Raw genomic sequence first — 17898 nt, 5'->3', positions numbered from 1 at the left:
CGTTACGACTAGCGAAATTGCGCGAGGAACCGCAAGTCGTTGTCGAAGAACAGACGCAAGTCGTTCACGCCGTAACGCAGCATGGCCAGACGCTCAACGCCCATGCCGAAGGCAAAACCCGAGAACTCTTCCGGGTCAATCCCGGACATGCGCAGCACGTTCGGGTGCACCATGCCGCAACCCATCACTTCCAGCCAGCCAGTCTGCTTGCAGACGCGGCAGCCTTTACCGCTACACATCACGCACTCCATATCGACTTCGGCGGAAGGTTCGGTGAACGGGAAGTAGGAAGGACGGAAACGTACCGCAAGCTCTTTTTCGAAGAACACCCGCAGGAACTCTTCGATGGTGCCTTTCAGATCGGCAAAGTTGATATCGCGATCGACCAGCAGGCCTTCGACCTGATGGAACATCGGCGAATGGGTGATATCGGAGTCGCTGCGATACACACGGCCCGGGCAGACGATGCGAATTGGCGGCTTGGTAGACTCCATGGTGCGGACCTGTACCGGCGAGGTATGGGTGCGCAACAGCATGTTCGCGTTGAAATAGAAGGTGTCATGCATCGACCGGGCCGGGTGATGGCCTGGGATGTTGAGCGCCTCAAAGTTGTGATAGTCGTCTTCGACCTCAGGGCCTTCGGCAATGCCGTAGCCGATATGGGTGAAGAACTGTTCGATACGTTCCAGAGTCCGGGTAACCGGATGCAGACCACCAGAGGTCTGGCCGCGGCCAGGCAGGGTCACGTCAATGGATTCGGCGGCGAGTTTGGCCGCAAGATCGGCCTCCTCGAACAACGCCTTGCGCGCATTGAGAACCTCTGTGACACGCTCCTTGGCAACGTTGATCAGGGCGCCGACTTGCGGACGCTCTTCTGCCGGCAAATTCCCCAGGGTCTTCATCACCTGAGTCAACTCGCCCTTCTTGCCAAGGTAGTGAACCCGGATTTGCTCCAGGGCATTGATATCTTCAGCGCTTTGCACAGCCTCTAGTGCTTGAGAGACCAGCGCATCCAGGTTTTCCATGTACAGACTCCAGATACAAAATAGGGGAAGAGCTTGAAGGCTCTTCCCCTATTTATGACGTTTAACACCCTAGCCCACAGAGGTGAGCCCAGGTAACTGTCGGGGGTACTTAAGCCAAGGTGGCTTTAGCTTTCTCGACAATCGCAGCAAACGCCGCTTTTTCGTTCACTGCCAGATCAGCCAGAACCTTACGGTCGATCTCGATGGACGCTTTTTTCAGGCCAGCGATGAAACGGCTGTAGGACAGACCGTTAACACGTGCACCAGCGTTGATACGAGCGATCCACAGAGCGCGGAACTGACGTTTTTTCTGACGACGGTCACGGTAGGCGTATTGGCCTGCCTTGATTACCGCTTGCTTGGCAACACGGAATACGCGCGAACGTGCACCGTAGTAGCCTTTAGCAAGTTTCAGAATTTTTTTGTGACGCTTACGGGCAATGACGCCACGCTTTACACGAGCCATGAGTTACTTCCTCTATTCTTGACTAAAATTAACGAAGGCGCAGCATGCGCTCGACTTTTGCCACGTCGGACGGATGCAGCAAGCTGCTACCGCGCAGTTGACGCTTACGCTTGGTCGACATTTTAGTCAGGATGTGGCTCTTGAAAGCGTGCTTGTGCTTGATACCGTTAGCAGTTTTCAGAAACCGCTTAGCAGCACCACTTTTAGTTTTCATCTTTGGCATGTTCGGATACTCCGCATTCAGTTGATAAACATAATCAGAAGGCCTGCCGTGCCCTATTGATTACTTCTTCTTTTTCGGGGCGATGACCATGATCAGCTGGCGTCCTTCCATCTTAGGATGCTGTTCGACCGAACCGTACTCGAGCAGGTCAGCTTCAACCCGCTTGAGGAGTTCCATCCCCAGCTCCTGGTGGGCCATCTCACGGCCGCGGAATCGCAAGGATACCTTGGCCCTGTCCCCATCACTCAGGAAACGTACCAGGTTGCGCAGTTTTACCTGGTAATCCCCTTCCTCCGTCCCTGGACGAAACTTGATTTCTTTTACTTGAATCTGCTTCTGGTTTTTCTTCGCTGCGGCAACCTGTTTCTTCTTTTCGAAGATCGATTTGCCGTAGTCCATCAGTTTGCAAACAGGGGGCACTGCATCGGCGGAAATCTCCACCAGATCCAGCTTGGCCTCTTCAGCCTTAAGAAGCGCGTCTTCAATTGACACAATCCCAAGCTGTTCACCTTCAGCCCCAATTAACCGAACCTCGCGTGCCGAGATATTCTCGTTGATCGGGGCTTTCGGTGCAGCTCGTTTATCTTGTCTCATTTCACGCTTAATAGTAATTACTCCGAATCTGGGCGACCACGCCGGGAAACCGCTTGTGCGAGGAACTCCGAAAACTGGGCGATGGGCATCGAGCCCAGGTCAGCACCTTCACGGGTACGCACAGCGACAGTCTGCATCTCGACTTCCCGATCTCCGATAACCAAGAGATAAGGAACCTTGAGCAAAGTATGCTCGCGGATTTTAAAGCCGATCTTTTCATTTCTCAAGTCGGACTTGGCACGAAATCCGCTTTGATTGAGAGTTTTTTCGACTTCAAGGGCAAAATCTGCCTGTTTATCAGTGATATTCATGATCACTGCCTGAGTCGGAGCCAGCCACGCAGGGAAAGCCCCCTCGTAGTGCTCGATCAGAATTCCGACGAAGCGCTCGAACGAACCAAGAATCGCCCGGTGCAACATGACCGGATGTTTACGGCTGTTGTCTTCGGAGACGTATTCGGCACCCAGACGGATCGGCAGGTTGAAATCGAGCTGCAAGGTACCACACTGCCAGACACGGCCAAGGCAATCTTTCAGCGAGAACTCAATTTTCGGACCGTAGAACGCGCCTTCGCCCGGCTGCAAGTCGTAAGGCAGGCCCGCGCTATCAAGCGCCGCAGCCAAGGCCGATTCGGCCCGATCCCACAACTCATCGGAACCCACGCGCTTTTCAGGGCGAGTGGAAAGCTTCATTTCGATGTCTTTAAAGCCGAAGTCGGCATAGACATCCATGGTCAGCTTGATGAATGCAGCGGATTCAGCCTGCATTTGCTCTTCAGTACAGAAGATGTGCGCATCGTCCTGAGTGAATGCGCGCACGCGCATGATGCCGTGCAACGCACCTGACGGTTCATTACGGTGGCAAGCACCGAACTCGGCCAGGCGCAGCGGCAGCTCGCGGTAGCTTTTCAGGCCCTGGTTGAACACCTGCACGTGGCACGGGCAGTTCATCGGCTTGATCGCGTAGTCGCGGCTTTCCGACTGAGTAGTGAACATGTTTTCAGCGTAGTTGGCCCAGTGCCCGGATTTCTCCCACAGGCTGCGATCCACGACCTGAGGTGTCTTGATCTCCAGGTAGCCGTTATCGCGCTGAACCTTGCGCATGTACTGCTCGAGCACTTGGTACAGGGTCCAGCCGTTAGGGTGCCAGAACACCATGCCCGGTGCTTCTTCCTGGGTATGGAACAGACCGAGACGCTTGCCGATCTTGCGATGGTCGCGCTTTTCAGCCTCTTCGATTCGCTGGATGTAAGCCGCCAGTTGCTTCTTGTCGGCCCAGGCGGTGCCGTAAACGCGCTGTAATTGCTCGTTCTTGGCATCGCCACGCCAGTAGGCGCCGGACAGCTTGGTCAGCTTGAAAGACTTCAGGAAGCGTGTGTTCGGCACGTGTGGACCGCGGCACATGTCGACATATTCTTCGTGGTAGTACAGGCCCATGGCCTGTTCATTCGGCATGTCTTCGACCAGGCGCAACTTGTAGTCTTCGCCACGGGCCTTGAACACATCGATCACTTCGGCGCGCGGAGTGACTTTCTTGATCACGTCGTAATCTTTTTCGATCAGCTGCAGCATGCGCTGTTCGATCGCCACCAGGTCGTCCGGAGTGAAAGGACGCTCATAGGCGATATCGTAATAGAAGCCTTCATCAATGACCGGGCCGATAACCATCTTCGCAGTCGGATACAACTGCTTGACCGCATGGCCGACCAAGTGGGCGCAAGAGTGGCGAATGATCTCCAGCCCCTCTTCATCCTTTGGCGTGATGATTTGCAGGGTCGCGTCGCCGTCGATCAAATCGCAGGCGTCGACCAGCTTGCCATTGACCTTGCCGGCCACGGTGGCCTTGGCCAAGCCTGCACCAATGGATGCGGCGACCTCGGCTACGGAAACCGGATGATCGAATGAACGTTGACTGCCGTCGGGAAGAGTAATGGTGGGCATGGCGCCTCCTCTCCTAGTGGTGACCCCTACCAAAGGTCACGTGGGTTGGGATGAGCCAGTACGCGGTTCAATCCAGGCCGTTGTCTGACAACGCCTGCCGCACAGTGGCAGGGGCCTTGGCGGCCAACCGGAAAATCGAACCAGAGTGACTGGGATTCAAATCAAAAGATTGGGGCATAAAGGGCAAGGACAATTGAATTCGTCCAAAGCCGGCAAATACCCAAGCCGGGCATGCTAGCACAGATGAACGGTCATCGCGCTGCGGCCACCTGGTTAATAGGCTTTTGTGCAAGAAAGTGAACTTGATGTGTACCGGCGGCCTCAAATAATCGGAGAATCGCCATTCTTGCTATCGACCTCAGGAGAGCCCGACTCATGCGCCTCACTAAATTACTCGCCCTAGCCGCCCCCTTTGCCCTGCTTTTGCCTCTTAGCGCCCAAGCTGCCTGGCCCACCGGTCTGCGCGCCGACTATATGAAGGATTGCACCGCCGCTGCCAGCCAGAGCGTCGATGCCAAGACCGCTGAGAAGCACTGCGCGTGCGGCGCGGACAAACTGAACGAAAAATTCACCGGCGAGCAAATCAAAGAACTGATGAGCAAGCAGAACCCGCCCAGCGCAGAACTCAGAACCAAGGCGCTGGATGCAATCGCAGCTTGCCGGGTAGTGAAATAGCTCGAAGCTATCGGTGAAGGGACACTTTTTCAGGGCTAAAGCAGGCTGAAAAAGTGGCTTTTTTCACAATTTACGCAGCTTTTACGGCTTTTTTTATAACCGATTATTTTCTGCCAAAGCCCCTTAAACCGGGGGTTTCAGCCGATCAGAGCAACAAAAAGCATGCAACTACCAGGTAAACAGCACCGCCGGGGGGCTCCCAAGTCGAACATTTCGACTATGATAGCCCGGTGTGCCCAGTTGGCCTGAGCAGCACAGCACTACTGAAAATATATGTTTCTTGGAGATACACCATGTCTAATCGCCAAACCGGCACCGTAAAATGGTTCAACGATGAAAAAGGCTTCGGCTTCATCACTCCTCAAGGTGGCGGTGACGACCTGTTCGTACACTTCAAAGCTATTGAAAGCGACGGTTTCAAAAGCCTGAAAGAAGGCCAAACCGTTTCCTTCGTGGCTGAGAAAGGCCAAAAGGGTATGCAAGCTGCACAAGTTCGCCCAGAGTAAAATCTACGCGAGCTAAAAAAACCCCGTCCATGTGACGGGGTTTTTTATGTGCGCTGACAATGTCTTGAAGCAATCAGCCGCAATTGACCCGGGTAATCACCAGGTTGGCATCGGTATTGAGGTTCAAGCGGTCAGAACGGTATTCCAGGGTGATCATGTCATTCGGCTTGAGAATTCGTGCATTCTGCGCCCCGGCACGGGTACGGGCCTGCTCCAGCAGTTCAGGGGAAGCCTTCTTGCCAATAGCGAACTCGGCGGCTTTCGACTCACAACGACTGTTACCGGAATCGGCAACCACTGGGTCCTTTTCCGCTCCCGAGGTGCTGCACCCAGCCAGGGTGATCGCGGCCAGCAGGGTGGCGAATGATGCAAGCTTCCAAGGCATGAAGCCTCCTTTTCAAAAATAAGCAGAGATCGTGCGACAGCGGCAGGGACGTTTGGTTTCAAAAAAATGGCCATTTGCCCTGTGGCGGACAAGTCTGCCTCAGACGCGACTCAAGCCTGAGCACACAATCGTCACTGAATATGAACAGCGTTCAATAAATGTCGATGTAGTCGAACGGCGGCTTGGGCCAGTTCTGTTTCAACGCGTTGAATATCTGCATGACCCAGACTTCATCGCTGGCCGCCACCAGACCTACATAACCAGAGCCGGCGGCCCAAGTTTCGAGCCGGAACAGCAGGTCATCGATATCAACGCCTCCCACCACTCCCGAGGAAAGGTAGGCAATACCGCCTTTGGTAACCCGCAATTGGGTATGAACGTTGTCACTGGCCGACGCCAGCAACTGCCGAACCGCCTCAAGGGTCAAGGCGTCAGGGTTATTCAAATCGATCTGCACGCGAGCTTCCTTGAAAACAGACAAAACCCAAGTGTCGCATAGCCCTCCCCTCATGCCTAAGTAGCAGTGCTAAAAATCTGGCAAGATGTTTAACTTTGCCGCACCGCCAATACCGCACCAGTGCCTTTCAGGCCCCGCCTCAACTACAGACATCGTGAGATTTTCATGGCCATCGTAAGTATCGACGCCGACATCAAAGCCAAGTGGCCACAAGGCCATTGCTCCTACAGCCCCGGCAGCCCGGAGGAACTGGCAATCATCGGTATCGACCTGCTGGTCAAGGAGTTCGGAACCCAGGCTGCCCAGGCGTTTATCCGACAAGTCTTCGAAAAGTACCCTGCCGACCACCCAGGCGCCCCGGATCCGGAGCGCGAGTGACAGCCCTCAGGCTGACCGCGCTCTAGCACGCAGATTTATTTCAGCCGAGCCAGGCGCTCAGTCAGCAGATCGAAGAAGCCCTGGGCGTCGCCGTTTTCAACCCAGAACACGTTCTTCGGCTGCTTCAAACCGTCGTACCAATCGACAATGGTCTGGCCGAAGGTCGGACCCTCACGACTGTCGATCACCATATTGGCCTGACGCCCGCTGAACAATTCGGGCTTGAGCAGGTAGGCGATCACCGTGGCATCGTGCACCGGACCGCCCGGAATGCCGTAATGCTCCATATCGCCCTTGACGTACTCGTTGAGAATATCGCCCACGATCTTGCTCGCCTGGTTGTTCAAGGCCGCGATCTTCCGCAGGCGCGCCTCGCTGGTCAGCACTTTATGGGTGACGTCCAGCGGCAGGTACGTCAGCTTCACCCCACTCTTGAGCACCACCTCGGCGGCCTGTGGATCGGCAAACAGGTTGAACTCCGCCACTGGGGTGATATTGCCGCCATTGAAGTGCGCGCCGCCCATGACCACCACCTCCTTGATGCCCTGGGTGATATCCGGCGCCTGGATCAGGGCCAGCGCGAGGTTGGTCTGCGGGCCGAGCATGGCGATGGTGATGCTGTGAGGCTTGGCCGCACGCAGGGTATCGATCAGGTAATTGACCGCATTGCCTTTTGCCAGCGCCGCCTTGGGCTCATGTACAGTGACCCCGGAAATACCTTCCTTGCCATGAATGTTTTCGGCATAGATCGGCGTCCGCAGCAATGGCCCCGGGGCCCCCGCGTAGACCGGAACCTCTTCACGCCCTGCCCACTCACGGGCCAGGCGAGCATTGCGCGACGTCTTGTCCAGGCGCACGTTGCCGGCGACCGTGGTCAGCGCACGCACCTGCAACTCCTCGGGTGAGGCCAGGGCGAATAGCAAGGCGACCACATCGTCGGCCCCTGGATCGGTGTCGATGATCAGGTCGATTTTTTCCGCCGCCTGGGCGCTTGTAGCAGTGAGCAAAGACAAAAGCAGCAGACTCCGAAGCCAATGGTGCAGTAGCTGAGCATAGCGGTGCATGGCGCACTCCTTGTGCGTGAAGAAATAACAGGCCGGGTTGGCTAGAAGGTCACCCCGGCGATCAAGGCGATATTGCAGTAAGGCTGACACTCACCGGTGCGCACCACGGCTCGTGCCCGGCGGCTGAGTACCTTGAATGCCTCATGACTCAACAGCTCTCGCGAGCCCAGCTCGCCACTGGTGCTCAACTCATCCAGCGCCTGCAGGGCCGGCGGATGCTTGAGCAGGATCTCTTCGGCAAGTACATGACTCTCGACCTGCATTTCACTGAGCACCACCCGCAGGGTCGTGACGAAATCCGGGACGCCGTGGGTCAAGGCCAGGTCGATCAGCTCGACGCCAGCCGGCACCGGCAGGCCGGCATCGCCGATCACCACGATATCGCCATGCCCCAGGGAGGCAACCAAACGCGACAGCGCGACGTTGAGCAAAGGTGTCTTTTTCATGAGGGAGAGAACGCCTGGACGTCGGACAGCGTGGGGATAGAAGGTTGCGCGCCGGCTCGGGTCACCGACAACGCCGCAGCGACCTGGCCAAAACTGATGGCCTCGGCTTCGCTTTTACCGGCAGCCAAGGCCGCCGCGAATGCGCCGACAAAGGTGTCACCCGCCGCCGTGGTGTCGATCGCCTCGACCTTGGGTGCCGGGAAGTAATCAAAGCGTGCGCCATCGGCGAACAACGAGCCCTGAGCCCCCAGTGTCACGATGACCTTCCCCGCACCGGCGGCAATCAGCTGGCTGGCTGCCGCTTCTGCACTCTCCCGGGAATTCACCGGCAAGCCGCTCAGGGCCGAAGCCTCGCTCTCATTGGGAATCAGGTAATCAATCGACGCATACCATTCAGCCGGCAAGGGCCCGCTGGCCGGCGCCGGGTTGAGAATCACGGTCCTGCCCAGTTCCCGCCCGCGCTTGAGGGCAAAACCCACAGTCGAATACGGCACCTCAAGCTGGCAGATGATCACATCGGCTGCCTGCAGGATTGCATCAAACCCTGCCACCACCTCGGGGGCGAGCTGGGCATTGGCCCCGGCAACGATGACGATGGCATTCTGGCTGCTGTCGTCGACCACGATCAGCGCCACCCCGCTGGCCCCCTCGATCACGCTGACCGCCTGGCAATCGATGGTCTCGGCCAGCAAGGCGCCGCGCAGCTGTTCGCCATAGGCATCGTCGCCCACGCAGCCGACCATCGACACCTGTGCGCCCAACCGGGCCGCAGCCACCGCCTGGTTCGCTCCCTTGCCGCCGGGCACCGTGGCGAAGGATTTTCCAATCAGGGTTTCACCACCTCGGGGCAGGCGCTCGGCCCGGGTTACCAGGTCCATGTTCAGGCTGCCCACTACCACTACTTTTGCTGACATACATCGGTACTCATCAATTCGGTTCAGCGGTATTCGGCGAATGCCCCGGCCAGCGGTGCAGTCGACTCTCGCAAGACAATGTTGGGTGTAACGATGCGCTGATCGATCGCCTGGCCTGGCTTGGCAATCCGCCGCAGCAGCAGCTCCGCGGCCTTTTCGCCCAGTTGCAGGATCGACTGGCCGACGGTGGTCAGCGCGGGATAGACGTAACGGCTCATCTGGATATCGTCGAAGCCAATCACCGAGAGTTCGCTGGGCACCCGGATACTGCGCTCTGCCGCCGCACGCAGCACGCCGATGCCCATCATGTCGTTGCCGGCAAAAATGGCGCTTGGCGGGTTGTTCTGCAGCAGCAACGCCGCAGCGCTATACCCACCGGTACTGGTGAAATCGCTTTGCAGAATGCGCTCTGGCGGGACCGCAACCCCCGCCCCTTTCAATGCCCGGAGAAACCCCGCCAGGCGCATCTGCGCCACGCTGGTATTGGCCGGGCCGCCAATGCAGGCGATATCGCGATGGCCCAGTTCGAGCAAATGCCGAGTGGCCAGGTACGCGCCGTATTCGTGATCGATGCGCACCAGGTCCGCATCCACGCCTTCGAGCCCACGGTCGACGATCACCATGGGCGTGCGCACAGCAGCCAGGCCTTCCGCCAGCCCGCTGTCGCCGCCAGCCGAGGTGACGATCAGCCCGTCGACGCGCTTCTCCAGCAGCACCCGCAGGTAACTGCTCTGCTTGTGCGGGTTATCGTCGGAATTACACAGGATCACGCAGTAACCATTGCGCTCGCAGTAATCCTCGATACCCCGAGCCAGTTCCGCAAAGTACGGATTGAGGCTGTTGGGCACCAGCAAACCAATGGTCGCGGTGGTCTTGGCCTTCAGCGACCGCGCGACGGCGCTGGGCACATAATCGAGGTGCTTGATTGCCGCCTCGACCTTGACCCGCACCTCTTCGCTGACCGGCCGCGTCTTGTTCACTACATGGGACACCGTGGTATAGGAAATCCCCGCGAGCGCCGCCACATCCTTGATTGTTGCCATGAATCAAACCCGCCGAAGTGCACGCTGACTGCGATAAGTATCCAGCACCACGGCAATCACGATGACCGCGCCGGTGATGATGCGTTTGGTCGGCTCAGACGCGCCGATTTGCGCGAGACCTGCAGCCAGCACAGAGATAATCAAAACGCCGAAGAAGGTGCTGATCACCGAACCACGCCCACCCATCAGGCTGGTGCCGCCAATCACCACCGCAGCGATGACCTGCAACTCCAGGCCGGAGCCCGCATTCGGGTCCGCCGCCTCCAGGCGTGAAATCTGGAACAGTGCCGCCACGCCGGCCAGCAACCCCATCAGACTGAACACCAGGATCTTGTAGGGCTTGGGATTGATCCCCGCCAGGCGCACCGCTTCTTCGTTGGTGCCGATACCGATCAGGTAGCGACCGAACACGGTACGCGTCAGCACTGCCTGGGCGACGAAAATAATCAACAGGGCAATGATAAACGAGGGAGAAATGCCAAAGGCAATCGGATTCGACAGCCAGGCAAAGGCATCGCCGATGTAGGCAGTTCGCGAACCGGTCATCTGGTAGGCCACGCCCCGGGCCATTTCCAGCACGCCGAGGGACACGATAAAGGACGGAATGCGCCAGGCCACGGTGATCGAACCGGTGATGGTTCCGGCCAGCGCCGCGCAGGCCATGCCCAACAAGGCGGCAGGCAGCACGCTCCAGCCCCAGCCGAGAATCGCCACGCTGACGGTCGACGCCGCCAGGGCCAGCACCGAACCCACCGACAGGTCGATGCCGCCGATGATCAGTACGAAGGTCATGCCCACCGCCAGCACCATCAGGTCGGGAATCTGGTTGGCCAGGGTGCTGAAGGTGTCATAGGACAGAAAATGACTGCTCAGGGTCGAGAACAGGATGATCATCACCAGCAAGGCGCCCGCCAGGCCGAGGTAAGTCCCCAGGCCGTAATAGTTGCCAGCACGCTTGCCGGTTGCAGGTGCAGTTTTCATGGTGCATTCCTAGGCGCCGCTTCATTGAGCAACGCATCACGTTTTTGATAGCCGGCAAATGCGGCGGCAAGCAATTCATCCTGGGTCCAGCTGTCGCGCTCGAAGGTGTCGATCAGGCGCCCGGCGGACAGCACACCGATGCGGTCACAGATCAACATCAGCTCGCGCAGGTCACTGGAAACCACCACCAGCGCCTTGCCCTGGCGCGTCAACTCGCCGAGCAAGGCATAGATATCGAACTTGGCGCCGACGTCGATGCCGCGAGTCGGCTCATCAAACAGCAGCACCGAACAATCGCGCTCCAACCAGCGGCCGATGACCACCTTCTGCTGGTTGCCGCCCGAAAGCTCGCTGACCAGTTGTGCCGGTCCGGAGCTGCGGATACGCATGGCATCGATCTGCCGTTGTGCCAGCCGTGCCTCGCTCTGGCCGTTGACCAGCCCGGCACTGGAAATAGCCGGCATGTTGCCCAGGGCGATATTCGCTCCGATCGACTGGCTCAACAGCAGCCCCTCGCCCTTGCGGTCCTCGGTGATCAGGGCAATGCCATGGGCCACCGCATCGGCAGGCGAGCGAACGCTCACCACCTGCTCCGCCGTTCCCAAGGCCACCGTACCGCTGTCGGCTTTATCCGCGCCGAAGATCAGACGCAACAGCTCGGTACGCCCGGCCCCGATCAGACCGGAAATCCCGAAAATCTCGCCACTGCGCACGCTGAAGGAAACGTCATGCACCTTGTCCGAACGGCTCAGCCCCTTCACCGTCAACGCCGGGCCGCCAATCTGCCGTGGTCCCAGGTCGATGTGTTCGCCCAACTCGCGCCCCACCATCAGGTTGACCAGTTGCTCGCTGTTGTAATTGGCCATGGGCTCGACACAGACCAGGCAACCGTCGCGCAACACCGCGATGCGCTGTGCCACCCGCGCCAGTTCTTCCAAGCGATGGGAGATGTAAATGATCGACACGCCCCGGGCTTGCAGGCGGGTGATTTGCTCGAACAGCATTTCGACTTCCCGCGAGGTGAGCATCGCGGTCGGTTCGTCGAGAATCAGCACATGGCAATCGCCAATCAGGTTGCGGGCGATTTCCACCATTTGCTGGTGCCCGATGCCGAGTTCGCCGACCAGGGTGTCGGGGTCGATGGCGTCCAGCCCGACCTGGGCCATGGCCTCGATCGCCGCCTTGCGCAATTGCTTGCGGCTGATCCATCCGCCGCGACTGGGCAGGTTGTCGAGAAACAGGTTTTCCGCAACCGACAGGGTCGGCAGCAGGTTGAGCTCTTGCATGACCATGCGGATACCCAGGTCTTCGGCCTGAGTGCGGCTGCCAGGGCGATACGCCTGGCCATTGAACTGCATCTGCCCGGTGGTGGGCGTGACCAGGCCACCGATGATTTTCGACAGGGTGCTTTTGCCGGCGCCGTTTTCACCGGTCAGTGCCAGCACCTCACCGCGCATCAGCGTCAGATCGATGCCGGTCAGGACCGGTTGGACGTAGGTCTTGCCGATACCGCTGACCGTCAGGACAGCGTTCGCAGCGGAAACTGACATAGGAAACTCTCCATGCGCCCGCCCCTGTGGACGGACGCCGTTGTGCCGCCAGAATGACTACTTGGTGACCAGTTCAACCGGAGTTTCGATGACGCCGTTGGTGCCGCTGTCGACCTTCTCGCCCTTGAGGATTTTCAACGCAGTCTCGATGCCGAACACCGCCTGCTTGGCGGCAAACTGGTCGGCTGTCGCCAGTACTCGGCCGTCCTTGAGCATCGGCTTGATCGCGTTGATGTTGTCGTAGCCCACCACCTGGACCTTGCCCGCCTTGCCTGCTGCACGCACTGCCGAAACCGCACCGACGGCCATGCTGTCATTGCCGGCCAGCAGCGCCTTGATATTCGGGTACTCGCTGAGCATGGCCGACGCCACGCGGTTGCCGGCGTCGATTTCCCAATCACCGGACTGCAGGGAAACCACCTTGACCTGGGCCGCCTCCATCGCGTCCTTGAAGCCAGCGGTACGCTGCTGCGCGTTGGTGGTGGTGGACACGCCTTCGATGATCCCGACCTCATCACCGGCCTTCAATTGTTTGGCCAGGTACTCGCCCACCAGCCGCGCACCCTTGCGGTTATCAGGCCCGACAAAAGGCACGCTGATGTTTTTGCTCTGGAGCACTGCCGGATCGAGCTGGTTGTCGATGTTGATCACGGTGATGCCGGCATCCATGGCTTTTTTGATCACCGGCACCATGGCCTTGGAATCAGCCGGGGCAATCACCAGGGCGTTGACCTTGGACACGATCATCTGCTCGACGATACGGATCTGGTTGGCGGTGTCGGTTTCGTCCTTGATGCCGTTGGAGACCAGGTCGAAATCGGCGGGATGTTCTTTCTGATAAGCCTTGGCGCCATCTTCCATGGTCAGGAAGAACTCGTTGGCCAGGGACTTCATGACCAGGGCGACCTTGGGTTTTTGAGCGGTATCGGCGTAGGCCGAAGAGAAAGGAAGCGCAGCGGATGCCGCGGCCAGGATAGCGACAGCGAGAAGACGTCCAGCAAATGGCAGCTTCATGGATTGACTCCGATCTTATGATTATTGTGAGCAGCGCCTGCAAGGTTAGAAGCTTTGACGATCGCCACCGCTGACAACGGCAATCAACGCGCGCTTCAAGGAATGAAAGTCACCCCTTGAACACCTCGCAAACGTTTGCGGAAATCAACTATGCGAACGCTACAGCGTTTTGTCAACGCATAACCCTATCGTCGGAGAATCCTCGACACCCCCGCTCCAACATGCCGAAAACCCTCTTTCGAGGGTCGGCACTGGCACTTTTTCAGGCGGTGGTGCTAATCACTGAGCCGGAGGATGAGCCTTTGCTCAGCTCCGTGACCAAACGGCCGGAGACGTCCAGCAGCGCGCCATTGGTATCGGCAATCTGACCTTGAACCGCCATCACCATGGTCTGCTTCGCTTCAGGGGTCGGATAGTTGGCCGCCTGGGCCGCTGCCAGTTGTTGCTGTTGTTGCTTGAGCTGCTCCTGCAACTCCTGCATGCGCTTGAGCAGGATCTGCACCGCGATGCTGTTGCCACCGCCATCGGAACCTTGCGCAGAACCTTCTTCGGCCTGCGACGCCCCACCCGCCTTGACCTTGTCCTGGTCATCGGTGCCCAGGACCTGTGACGCCGTATCGGCAGTCGCCTTGCTCAACGCGTCGATGGTGGCCGGCGACTTGCCATTGATGGTGATCGCACCGGCACTTGGGAAACCGACTGAAAAAGACATATGAGCTCCTGAAAAAATACCCTTTGAACAGCATCGACCGGCCAGGCCGATTCTTTAGCCTGTGGCAAAACGCTATTAGCGGACACGGGCCGTTTTCGGATTGCCGAACAAAGCACTTGCCAAATGTTCGGAAACCCGGACAAGGTTCCACGTCGACCAAATAACAACTGAAATAAAATTGATATAAATCAGTAACTTAAAATACTTACCGAGCCAATGTGACGCTGGTACAGATCCTGCTCCCTCCTCATCGCCCCACGGCATTCAGATCTGCCGCCGGGGTGTTTCTAGATGAACTTGCACCAGCACCGTCTCACCACTAGAGAGAAAATAATGAAATCTGCCTTCAATACCTTTGTTCCGGGCGCTTTGGCCCTGCTCCTGCTCCTGCCTACTGCACTGCAAGCAAAAGAAGCCGAGACCCAACAGAAACTGGCCAACGTCGTGGTCCTTGCCACCGGCGGCACCATTGCCGGCGCTGGCGCCAGCGCCGCCAACAGCGCCACTTACCAGGCCGCCAAGGTGGGTATCGAACAACTGATCGCCGGGATTCCGGAACTGAGCACGCTGGCCAACGTACGTGGCGAGCAAGTCATGCAGATCGCCTCCGAAAGCATCACCAACGACAACCTGCTGCAACTGGGCCGTCGCGTCGCCGAACTGGCCGATAGCAAGGACGTCGATGGCATCGTGATCACCCACGGTACCGACACCCTGGAAGAAACCGCCTACTTCCTCAACCTCGTGGAAAAAACCGACAAGCCAATCGTCGTGGTCGGCTCCATGCGCCCAGGCACCGCCATGTCGGCTGACGGCATGCTCAACCTGTACAACGCCGTGGCTGTTGCCGGCAGCAAGAACGCTCGCGGCAAGGGCGTACTGGTCACCATGAACGACGAGATCCAGTCGGGTCGTGATGTCAGCAAAATGATCAACATCAAGACCGAAGCCTTCAAGAGCCCATGGGGCCCACTGGGCATGGTGGTCGAAGGCAAATCCTACTGGTTCCGCCTGCCAGCCAAGCGCCACACCATGGATTCGGAATTCGACATCAAGAACATCAAGAGCCTGCCTGACGTCGAAATCGCCTACGGCTACGGCAACGTGAGCGACACCGCCTACAAAGCCCTGGCCCAAGGCGGCGCCAAAGCCATCATCCACGCCGGCACCGGCAACGGTTCGGTGTCTTCGCGGGTTGTGCCGGCCCTGCAGGAACTGCGCAAGAATGGCGTGCAGATCATTCGCTCGTCCCACGTCAATGCCGGCGGCTTTGTCCTGCGCAACGCAGAACAGCCTGACGACAAGTACGACTGGGTCGTCGCCCATGATCTGAACCCACAGAAAGCCCGCATCCTGGCCATGGTTGCCCTGACCAAGACTCAGGACAGCAAAGAGCTGCAACGGATGTTCTGGGAGTACTGATAGCACTCGCCCGACCTTCCCTGGTCGGGCACCCTGCCGCTTGCACGCCCGGGCAAGCGGCACTCCCCTCCTCCCGCCCGCCGCAATAAAAAATCCCCACGATTTCAGACAAATCGGAAAAAGTGCTGTCAGAAGATTTTCTTGAATTTTAAGCAGTTGCGAAATTGCCTACAGTTAAATACTGTACGCACGTACAGCTTAATAAGGATTACTCCGTGGCCAAGTCTTCTGCTGCAAGCAATACCCCGCCAGGCTCCTACGAACGGATGGGGCTACGCGTTCAAAAAATCATCAACTCCCCTACCGCACAAAAGGCCAAAGCCGCACTGATCTTCCGCCTTGAAGATGAGCCTGCGGACGAATGGGCGCGTCTATTGGAGGAAATTGCTGAAAACGACAATGTCACCCTGGCCTATCGGGACGACGGCGGCGTGCAGATTTTCTGGGTCGTGCCGAAGGAAGATTGAGTCGATGATTGTCCGCTGTCTGGTTTTTTTGCTGTTCTGCGTTGCCCTCAATGCCCAGGCCGATGCGCCAAGTACGTTCAGCCAAGCGAAAAAGGTCGCCTGGAAGCTCTACGCCCCGCAATCCACCGAGTTCTACTGTGGCTGTAAATACAACGGCAATCGCGTGGACCTTGCGGCGTGCGGTTACATACCGCGCAAGAACGCCAATCGCGCAGCCCGTATCGAGTGGGAGCACATCGTCCCGGCCTGGCAGATTGGCCACCAGCGCCAATGCTGGCAACAGGGCGGGCGCAAGAACTGCACCCGCACCGACAAGATCTACCAGCGCGCCGAGGCAGACCTGCACAACCTGGTGCCGAGCATCGGCGAGGTGAATGGCGACCGCAATAACTTCAGCTTTGGCTGGCTGCCGGAGAAAACCGGGCAATACGGCTCATGCCTGACCCAGGTCGATTTCAAGGCGAAGAAGGTCATGCCGCGCCCTTCGATTCGCGGAATGATCGCCCGTACTTATTTCTACATGAGCAAGCAATACGGTCTGAACCTGTCCAAGCAGGACCGCCAGCTGTATGAAGCCTGGAACAAGACCTACCCGGTCCAGGCCTGGGAACGCCAGCGCAATCAAAGCGTGGGTTGCGTGATGGGCCACGGTAACGATTTTGTTGGCCCGGTGGATCTGAAAGCCTGCGGCTAGCCTTCAGCGCCAAGGCCTCGCCGCTTCTGCGAGGCCTGGATCCAACCTTTCAGGCGAGGTTGCCGACCGTGCCTGTCGTCAACCCCTTCAAGCTCACTGCGTTGCCCGGTGCTCGATCACCGTTGCATTGACGTTGCGCTTCTTGGCCTTGGCCAACTTCTCCTCGAGCTCGGCCTTTTTCGCCTCGGCTTCAGCCTGGGAGTTGAACGGCCCAACCAGAATCAATTGCTTGCCGTCCTGCATCACCACGCTGGAGATGATGCCGTGCTCGATCAGCCAGCCGGTCATATCGCTCACCGCCTGCGGCAGATCGCTACCCACCAGCACGTCCCACTGCGGGGTCGCCGCCTCTTGTACCTGTTGGGCCTGGGCCGGCGCAGCGGGCTTATTGCCGGCGTCTGCCACCTTGCCTTCGCCGCAGCTAGCCAAGGCCAATACCGCAACCATCATCGCTACTGTGCGCACAACCTACCCCTTAAAATTCTGAGGCGGCGATTTTAACACTGCCGGCTGCCAGGTCACTGCCACAAAAACAGGCCGAAACAGGGAGAATCATGTTTATCGCCTCTGTATAGTTGCACCCTGGGAATTAATACATCGTCTGCGCGTCAGAAAAGAGGCACCCACTCAGTGGAACTTCGCACTAATCTATACATACGACCGATATCTGCACTGTCTGAAATCAGGTGCCCTACTACGCAATCAAGGAGAAGCTCATGCTGATACTCACCCGCAAAGTCGGTGAAAGCATAAACATCGGTGACGACATTACGATCACCATCCTGGGCGTCAGCGGCCAGCAAGTCCGGATCGGCATCAACGCCCCCAAAGACGTAGCCGTACACCGTGAAGAGATCTATCAACGGATCCAGGCCGGGCTTACCGCTCCGGACAAACGCGAAACACCTTGAGCTTGATGAGTTGCCAGCCCTTTGTCTGACC

Annotated in this window: 23 protein-coding genes; 7 read left to right on the top strand and 16 right to left on the bottom strand. The window is 58.2% G+C overall.

Going from position 1 to position 17898, the window contains the following annotated elements; translation table 11 throughout:
- Positions 1-8: 8 nt before the first annotated feature.
- The 5 genes from pheS to thrS all read right to left on the bottom strand — a co-directional run bounded on the left by pheS (position 9) and on the right by thrS (position 4248).
- Positions 9-1025, bottom strand: a complete 1017-nt coding sequence (gene pheS, locus MF4836_RS33880; protein ID WP_020300163.1) for a phenylalanine--tRNA ligase subunit alpha — start codon at positions 1023-1025, stop codon at positions 9-11.
- A 109-nt stretch (positions 1026-1134) separates the two neighbouring features.
- Positions 1135-1491: a 50S ribosomal protein L20 gene (gene rplT, locus MF4836_RS33875; RefSeq protein ID WP_002553161.1), complete on the bottom strand. Its 357-nt coding sequence runs from the start codon at positions 1489-1491 to the stop codon at positions 1135-1137.
- 28 nt (positions 1492-1519) lie between these two features.
- Positions 1520-1714, bottom strand: coding sequence for a 50S ribosomal protein L35 (rpmI, locus tag MF4836_RS33870; protein ID WP_002553160.1), 195 nt, complete (start codon positions 1712-1714; stop codon positions 1520-1522).
- 60 nt (positions 1715-1774) lie between these two features.
- Positions 1775-2326, bottom strand: coding sequence for a translation initiation factor IF-3 (gene infC, locus MF4836_RS33865; RefSeq protein ID WP_170827566.1), 552 nt, complete (start codon positions 2324-2326; stop codon positions 1775-1777).
- Positions 2326-4248 (bottom strand): threonine--tRNA ligase, encoded by a 1923-nt coding sequence (gene thrS / locus MF4836_RS33860; RefSeq protein WP_078474038.1) that lies wholly within the window; start codon positions 4246-4248, stop codon positions 2326-2328. The genes infC and thrS overlap by 1 nt, the downstream gene beginning before the upstream one ends.
- 375 nt (positions 4249-4623) lie before the next feature.
- On the opposite strand from thrS, the gene MF4836_RS33855 reads away from it, so the two are divergent.
- Both MF4836_RS33855 and MF4836_RS33850 read left to right on the top strand, forming a co-directional pair.
- Positions 4624-4923, top strand: a complete 300-nt coding sequence (locus MF4836_RS33855; protein WP_020300165.1) for a hypothetical protein — start codon at positions 4624-4626, stop codon at positions 4921-4923.
- 293 nt (positions 4924-5216) lie between these two features.
- Positions 5217-5429, top strand: coding sequence for a cold-shock protein (locus MF4836_RS33850; RefSeq protein ID WP_003179963.1), 213 nt, complete (start codon positions 5217-5219; stop codon positions 5427-5429).
- Between the two features lie 73 nt (positions 5430-5502).
- Here the strand turns inward: MF4836_RS33850 and MF4836_RS33845 are convergent, their stop codons facing one another.
- Together MF4836_RS33845 and MF4836_RS33840 are read right to left on the bottom strand one after the other, a co-directional pair.
- Positions 5503-5814 carry an I78 family peptidase inhibitor gene (locus MF4836_RS33845; RefSeq protein ID WP_078474037.1) on the bottom strand — a complete coding sequence of 104 codons (312 nt, stop codon included), beginning with the start codon at positions 5812-5814 and terminating at the stop codon, positions 5503-5505.
- 151 nt (positions 5815-5965) lie between these two features.
- Positions 5966-6271 (bottom strand): hypothetical protein, encoded by a 306-nt coding sequence (locus MF4836_RS33840; RefSeq protein WP_020300167.1) that lies wholly within the window; start codon positions 6269-6271, stop codon positions 5966-5968.
- Between the two features lie 165 nt (positions 6272-6436).
- Between MF4836_RS33840 and MF4836_RS33835 the strand changes: the two genes are divergently transcribed.
- On the top strand, positions 6437-6649 hold the full coding sequence (locus MF4836_RS33835; RefSeq protein ID WP_020300168.1) for a hypothetical protein: 213 nt from the start codon (positions 6437-6439) through the stop codon (positions 6647-6649).
- A gap of 35 nt (positions 6650-6684) precedes the next feature.
- On the opposite strand, the gene MF4836_RS33830 is transcribed toward MF4836_RS33835, so the two are convergent.
- From MF4836_RS33830 to MF4836_RS33795, 8 genes are all read right to left on the bottom strand, one after another.
- Positions 6685-7713 (bottom strand): nucleoside hydrolase, encoded by a 1029-nt coding sequence (locus tag MF4836_RS33830; protein ID WP_078474036.1) that lies wholly within the window; start codon positions 7711-7713, stop codon positions 6685-6687.
- 41 nt (positions 7714-7754) lie between these two features.
- Entirely contained in the window at positions 7755-8159 is a 405-nt protein-coding gene (gene rbsD, locus MF4836_RS33825; protein ID WP_078474035.1) for a D-ribose pyranase, read from the bottom strand.
- Positions 8156-9073 (bottom strand): ribokinase, encoded by a 918-nt coding sequence (gene rbsK, locus MF4836_RS33820; protein WP_078474034.1) that lies wholly within the window; start codon positions 9071-9073, stop codon positions 8156-8158. Before rbsK ends, rbsD begins: the two co-directional genes overlap by 4 nt.
- Positions 9074-9096: 23 nt before the next feature.
- On the bottom strand, positions 9097-10116 hold the full coding sequence (locus tag MF4836_RS33815) for a LacI family DNA-binding transcriptional regulator (protein WP_078474033.1): 1020 nt from the start codon (positions 10114-10116) through the stop codon (positions 9097-9099).
- A gap of 3 nt (positions 10117-10119) precedes the next feature.
- Complete coding sequence (locus MF4836_RS33810; protein WP_078474032.1) at positions 10120-11097, bottom strand: ABC transporter permease; 978 nt, start codon at positions 11095-11097, stop codon at positions 10120-10122.
- A complete protein-coding gene (locus MF4836_RS33805; protein WP_078474031.1) occupies positions 11094-12647 on the bottom strand; it encodes a sugar ABC transporter ATP-binding protein in 1554 nt (517 codons plus the stop codon). Before MF4836_RS33805 ends, MF4836_RS33810 begins: the two co-directional genes overlap by 4 nt.
- A gap of 57 nt (positions 12648-12704) precedes the next feature.
- A complete protein-coding gene (locus MF4836_RS33800; RefSeq protein WP_078474030.1) occupies positions 12705-13661 on the bottom strand; it encodes a sugar ABC transporter substrate-binding protein in 957 nt (318 codons plus the stop codon).
- Positions 13662-13923: 262 nt separating this feature from the next.
- The gene (locus MF4836_RS33795; protein WP_078474029.1) at positions 13924-14373 is read right to left on the bottom strand and encodes a hypothetical protein; all 450 of its coding nucleotides are present in this window, start codon (positions 14371-14373) and stop codon (positions 13924-13926) included.
- Between the two features lie 333 nt (positions 14374-14706).
- Here MF4836_RS33795 and MF4836_RS33790 point away from each other — a divergent pair, with 333 nt between their 5' ends.
- The 3 genes from MF4836_RS33790 to MF4836_RS33780 all read left to right on the top strand — a co-directional run bounded on the left by MF4836_RS33790 (position 14707) and on the right by MF4836_RS33780 (position 16956).
- Positions 14707-15795: an asparaginase gene (locus MF4836_RS33790; RefSeq protein ID WP_020300178.1), complete on the top strand. Its 1089-nt coding sequence runs from the start codon at positions 14707-14709 to the stop codon at positions 15793-15795.
- Between the two features lie 215 nt (positions 15796-16010).
- Complete coding sequence (locus MF4836_RS33785) at positions 16011-16262, top strand: DUF1654 domain-containing protein (RefSeq protein ID WP_078474028.1); 252 nt, start codon at positions 16011-16013, stop codon at positions 16260-16262.
- A 4-nt stretch (positions 16263-16266) separates the two neighbouring features.
- Positions 16267-16956 (top strand): endonuclease, encoded by a 690-nt coding sequence (locus MF4836_RS33780; RefSeq protein ID WP_020300180.1) that lies wholly within the window; start codon positions 16267-16269, stop codon positions 16954-16956.
- 93 nt (positions 16957-17049) lie between these two features.
- On the opposite strand, the gene MF4836_RS33775 is transcribed toward MF4836_RS33780, so the two are convergent.
- On the bottom strand, positions 17050-17406 hold the full coding sequence (locus tag MF4836_RS33775; RefSeq protein WP_078474027.1) for a penicillin-binding protein activator LpoB: 357 nt from the start codon (positions 17404-17406) through the stop codon (positions 17050-17052).
- A gap of 266 nt (positions 17407-17672) precedes the next feature.
- Between MF4836_RS33775 and csrA the strand changes: the two genes are divergently transcribed.
- On the top strand, positions 17673-17867 hold the full coding sequence (gene csrA / locus MF4836_RS33770) for a carbon storage regulator CsrA (RefSeq protein ID WP_007920550.1): 195 nt from the start codon (positions 17673-17675) through the stop codon (positions 17865-17867).
- The last annotated feature ends 31 nt before the right edge of the window (positions 17868-17898 follow it).

Source organism: Pseudomonas sp. MF4836 (assembly GCF_002018875.1).
Classification (GTDB): Bacteria; Pseudomonadota; Gammaproteobacteria; order Pseudomonadales; family Pseudomonadaceae; genus Aquipseudomonas.
Note: the sequence above shows the minus strand (reverse complement) of the source record. Positions and strands in the feature narration are given on the sequence as shown.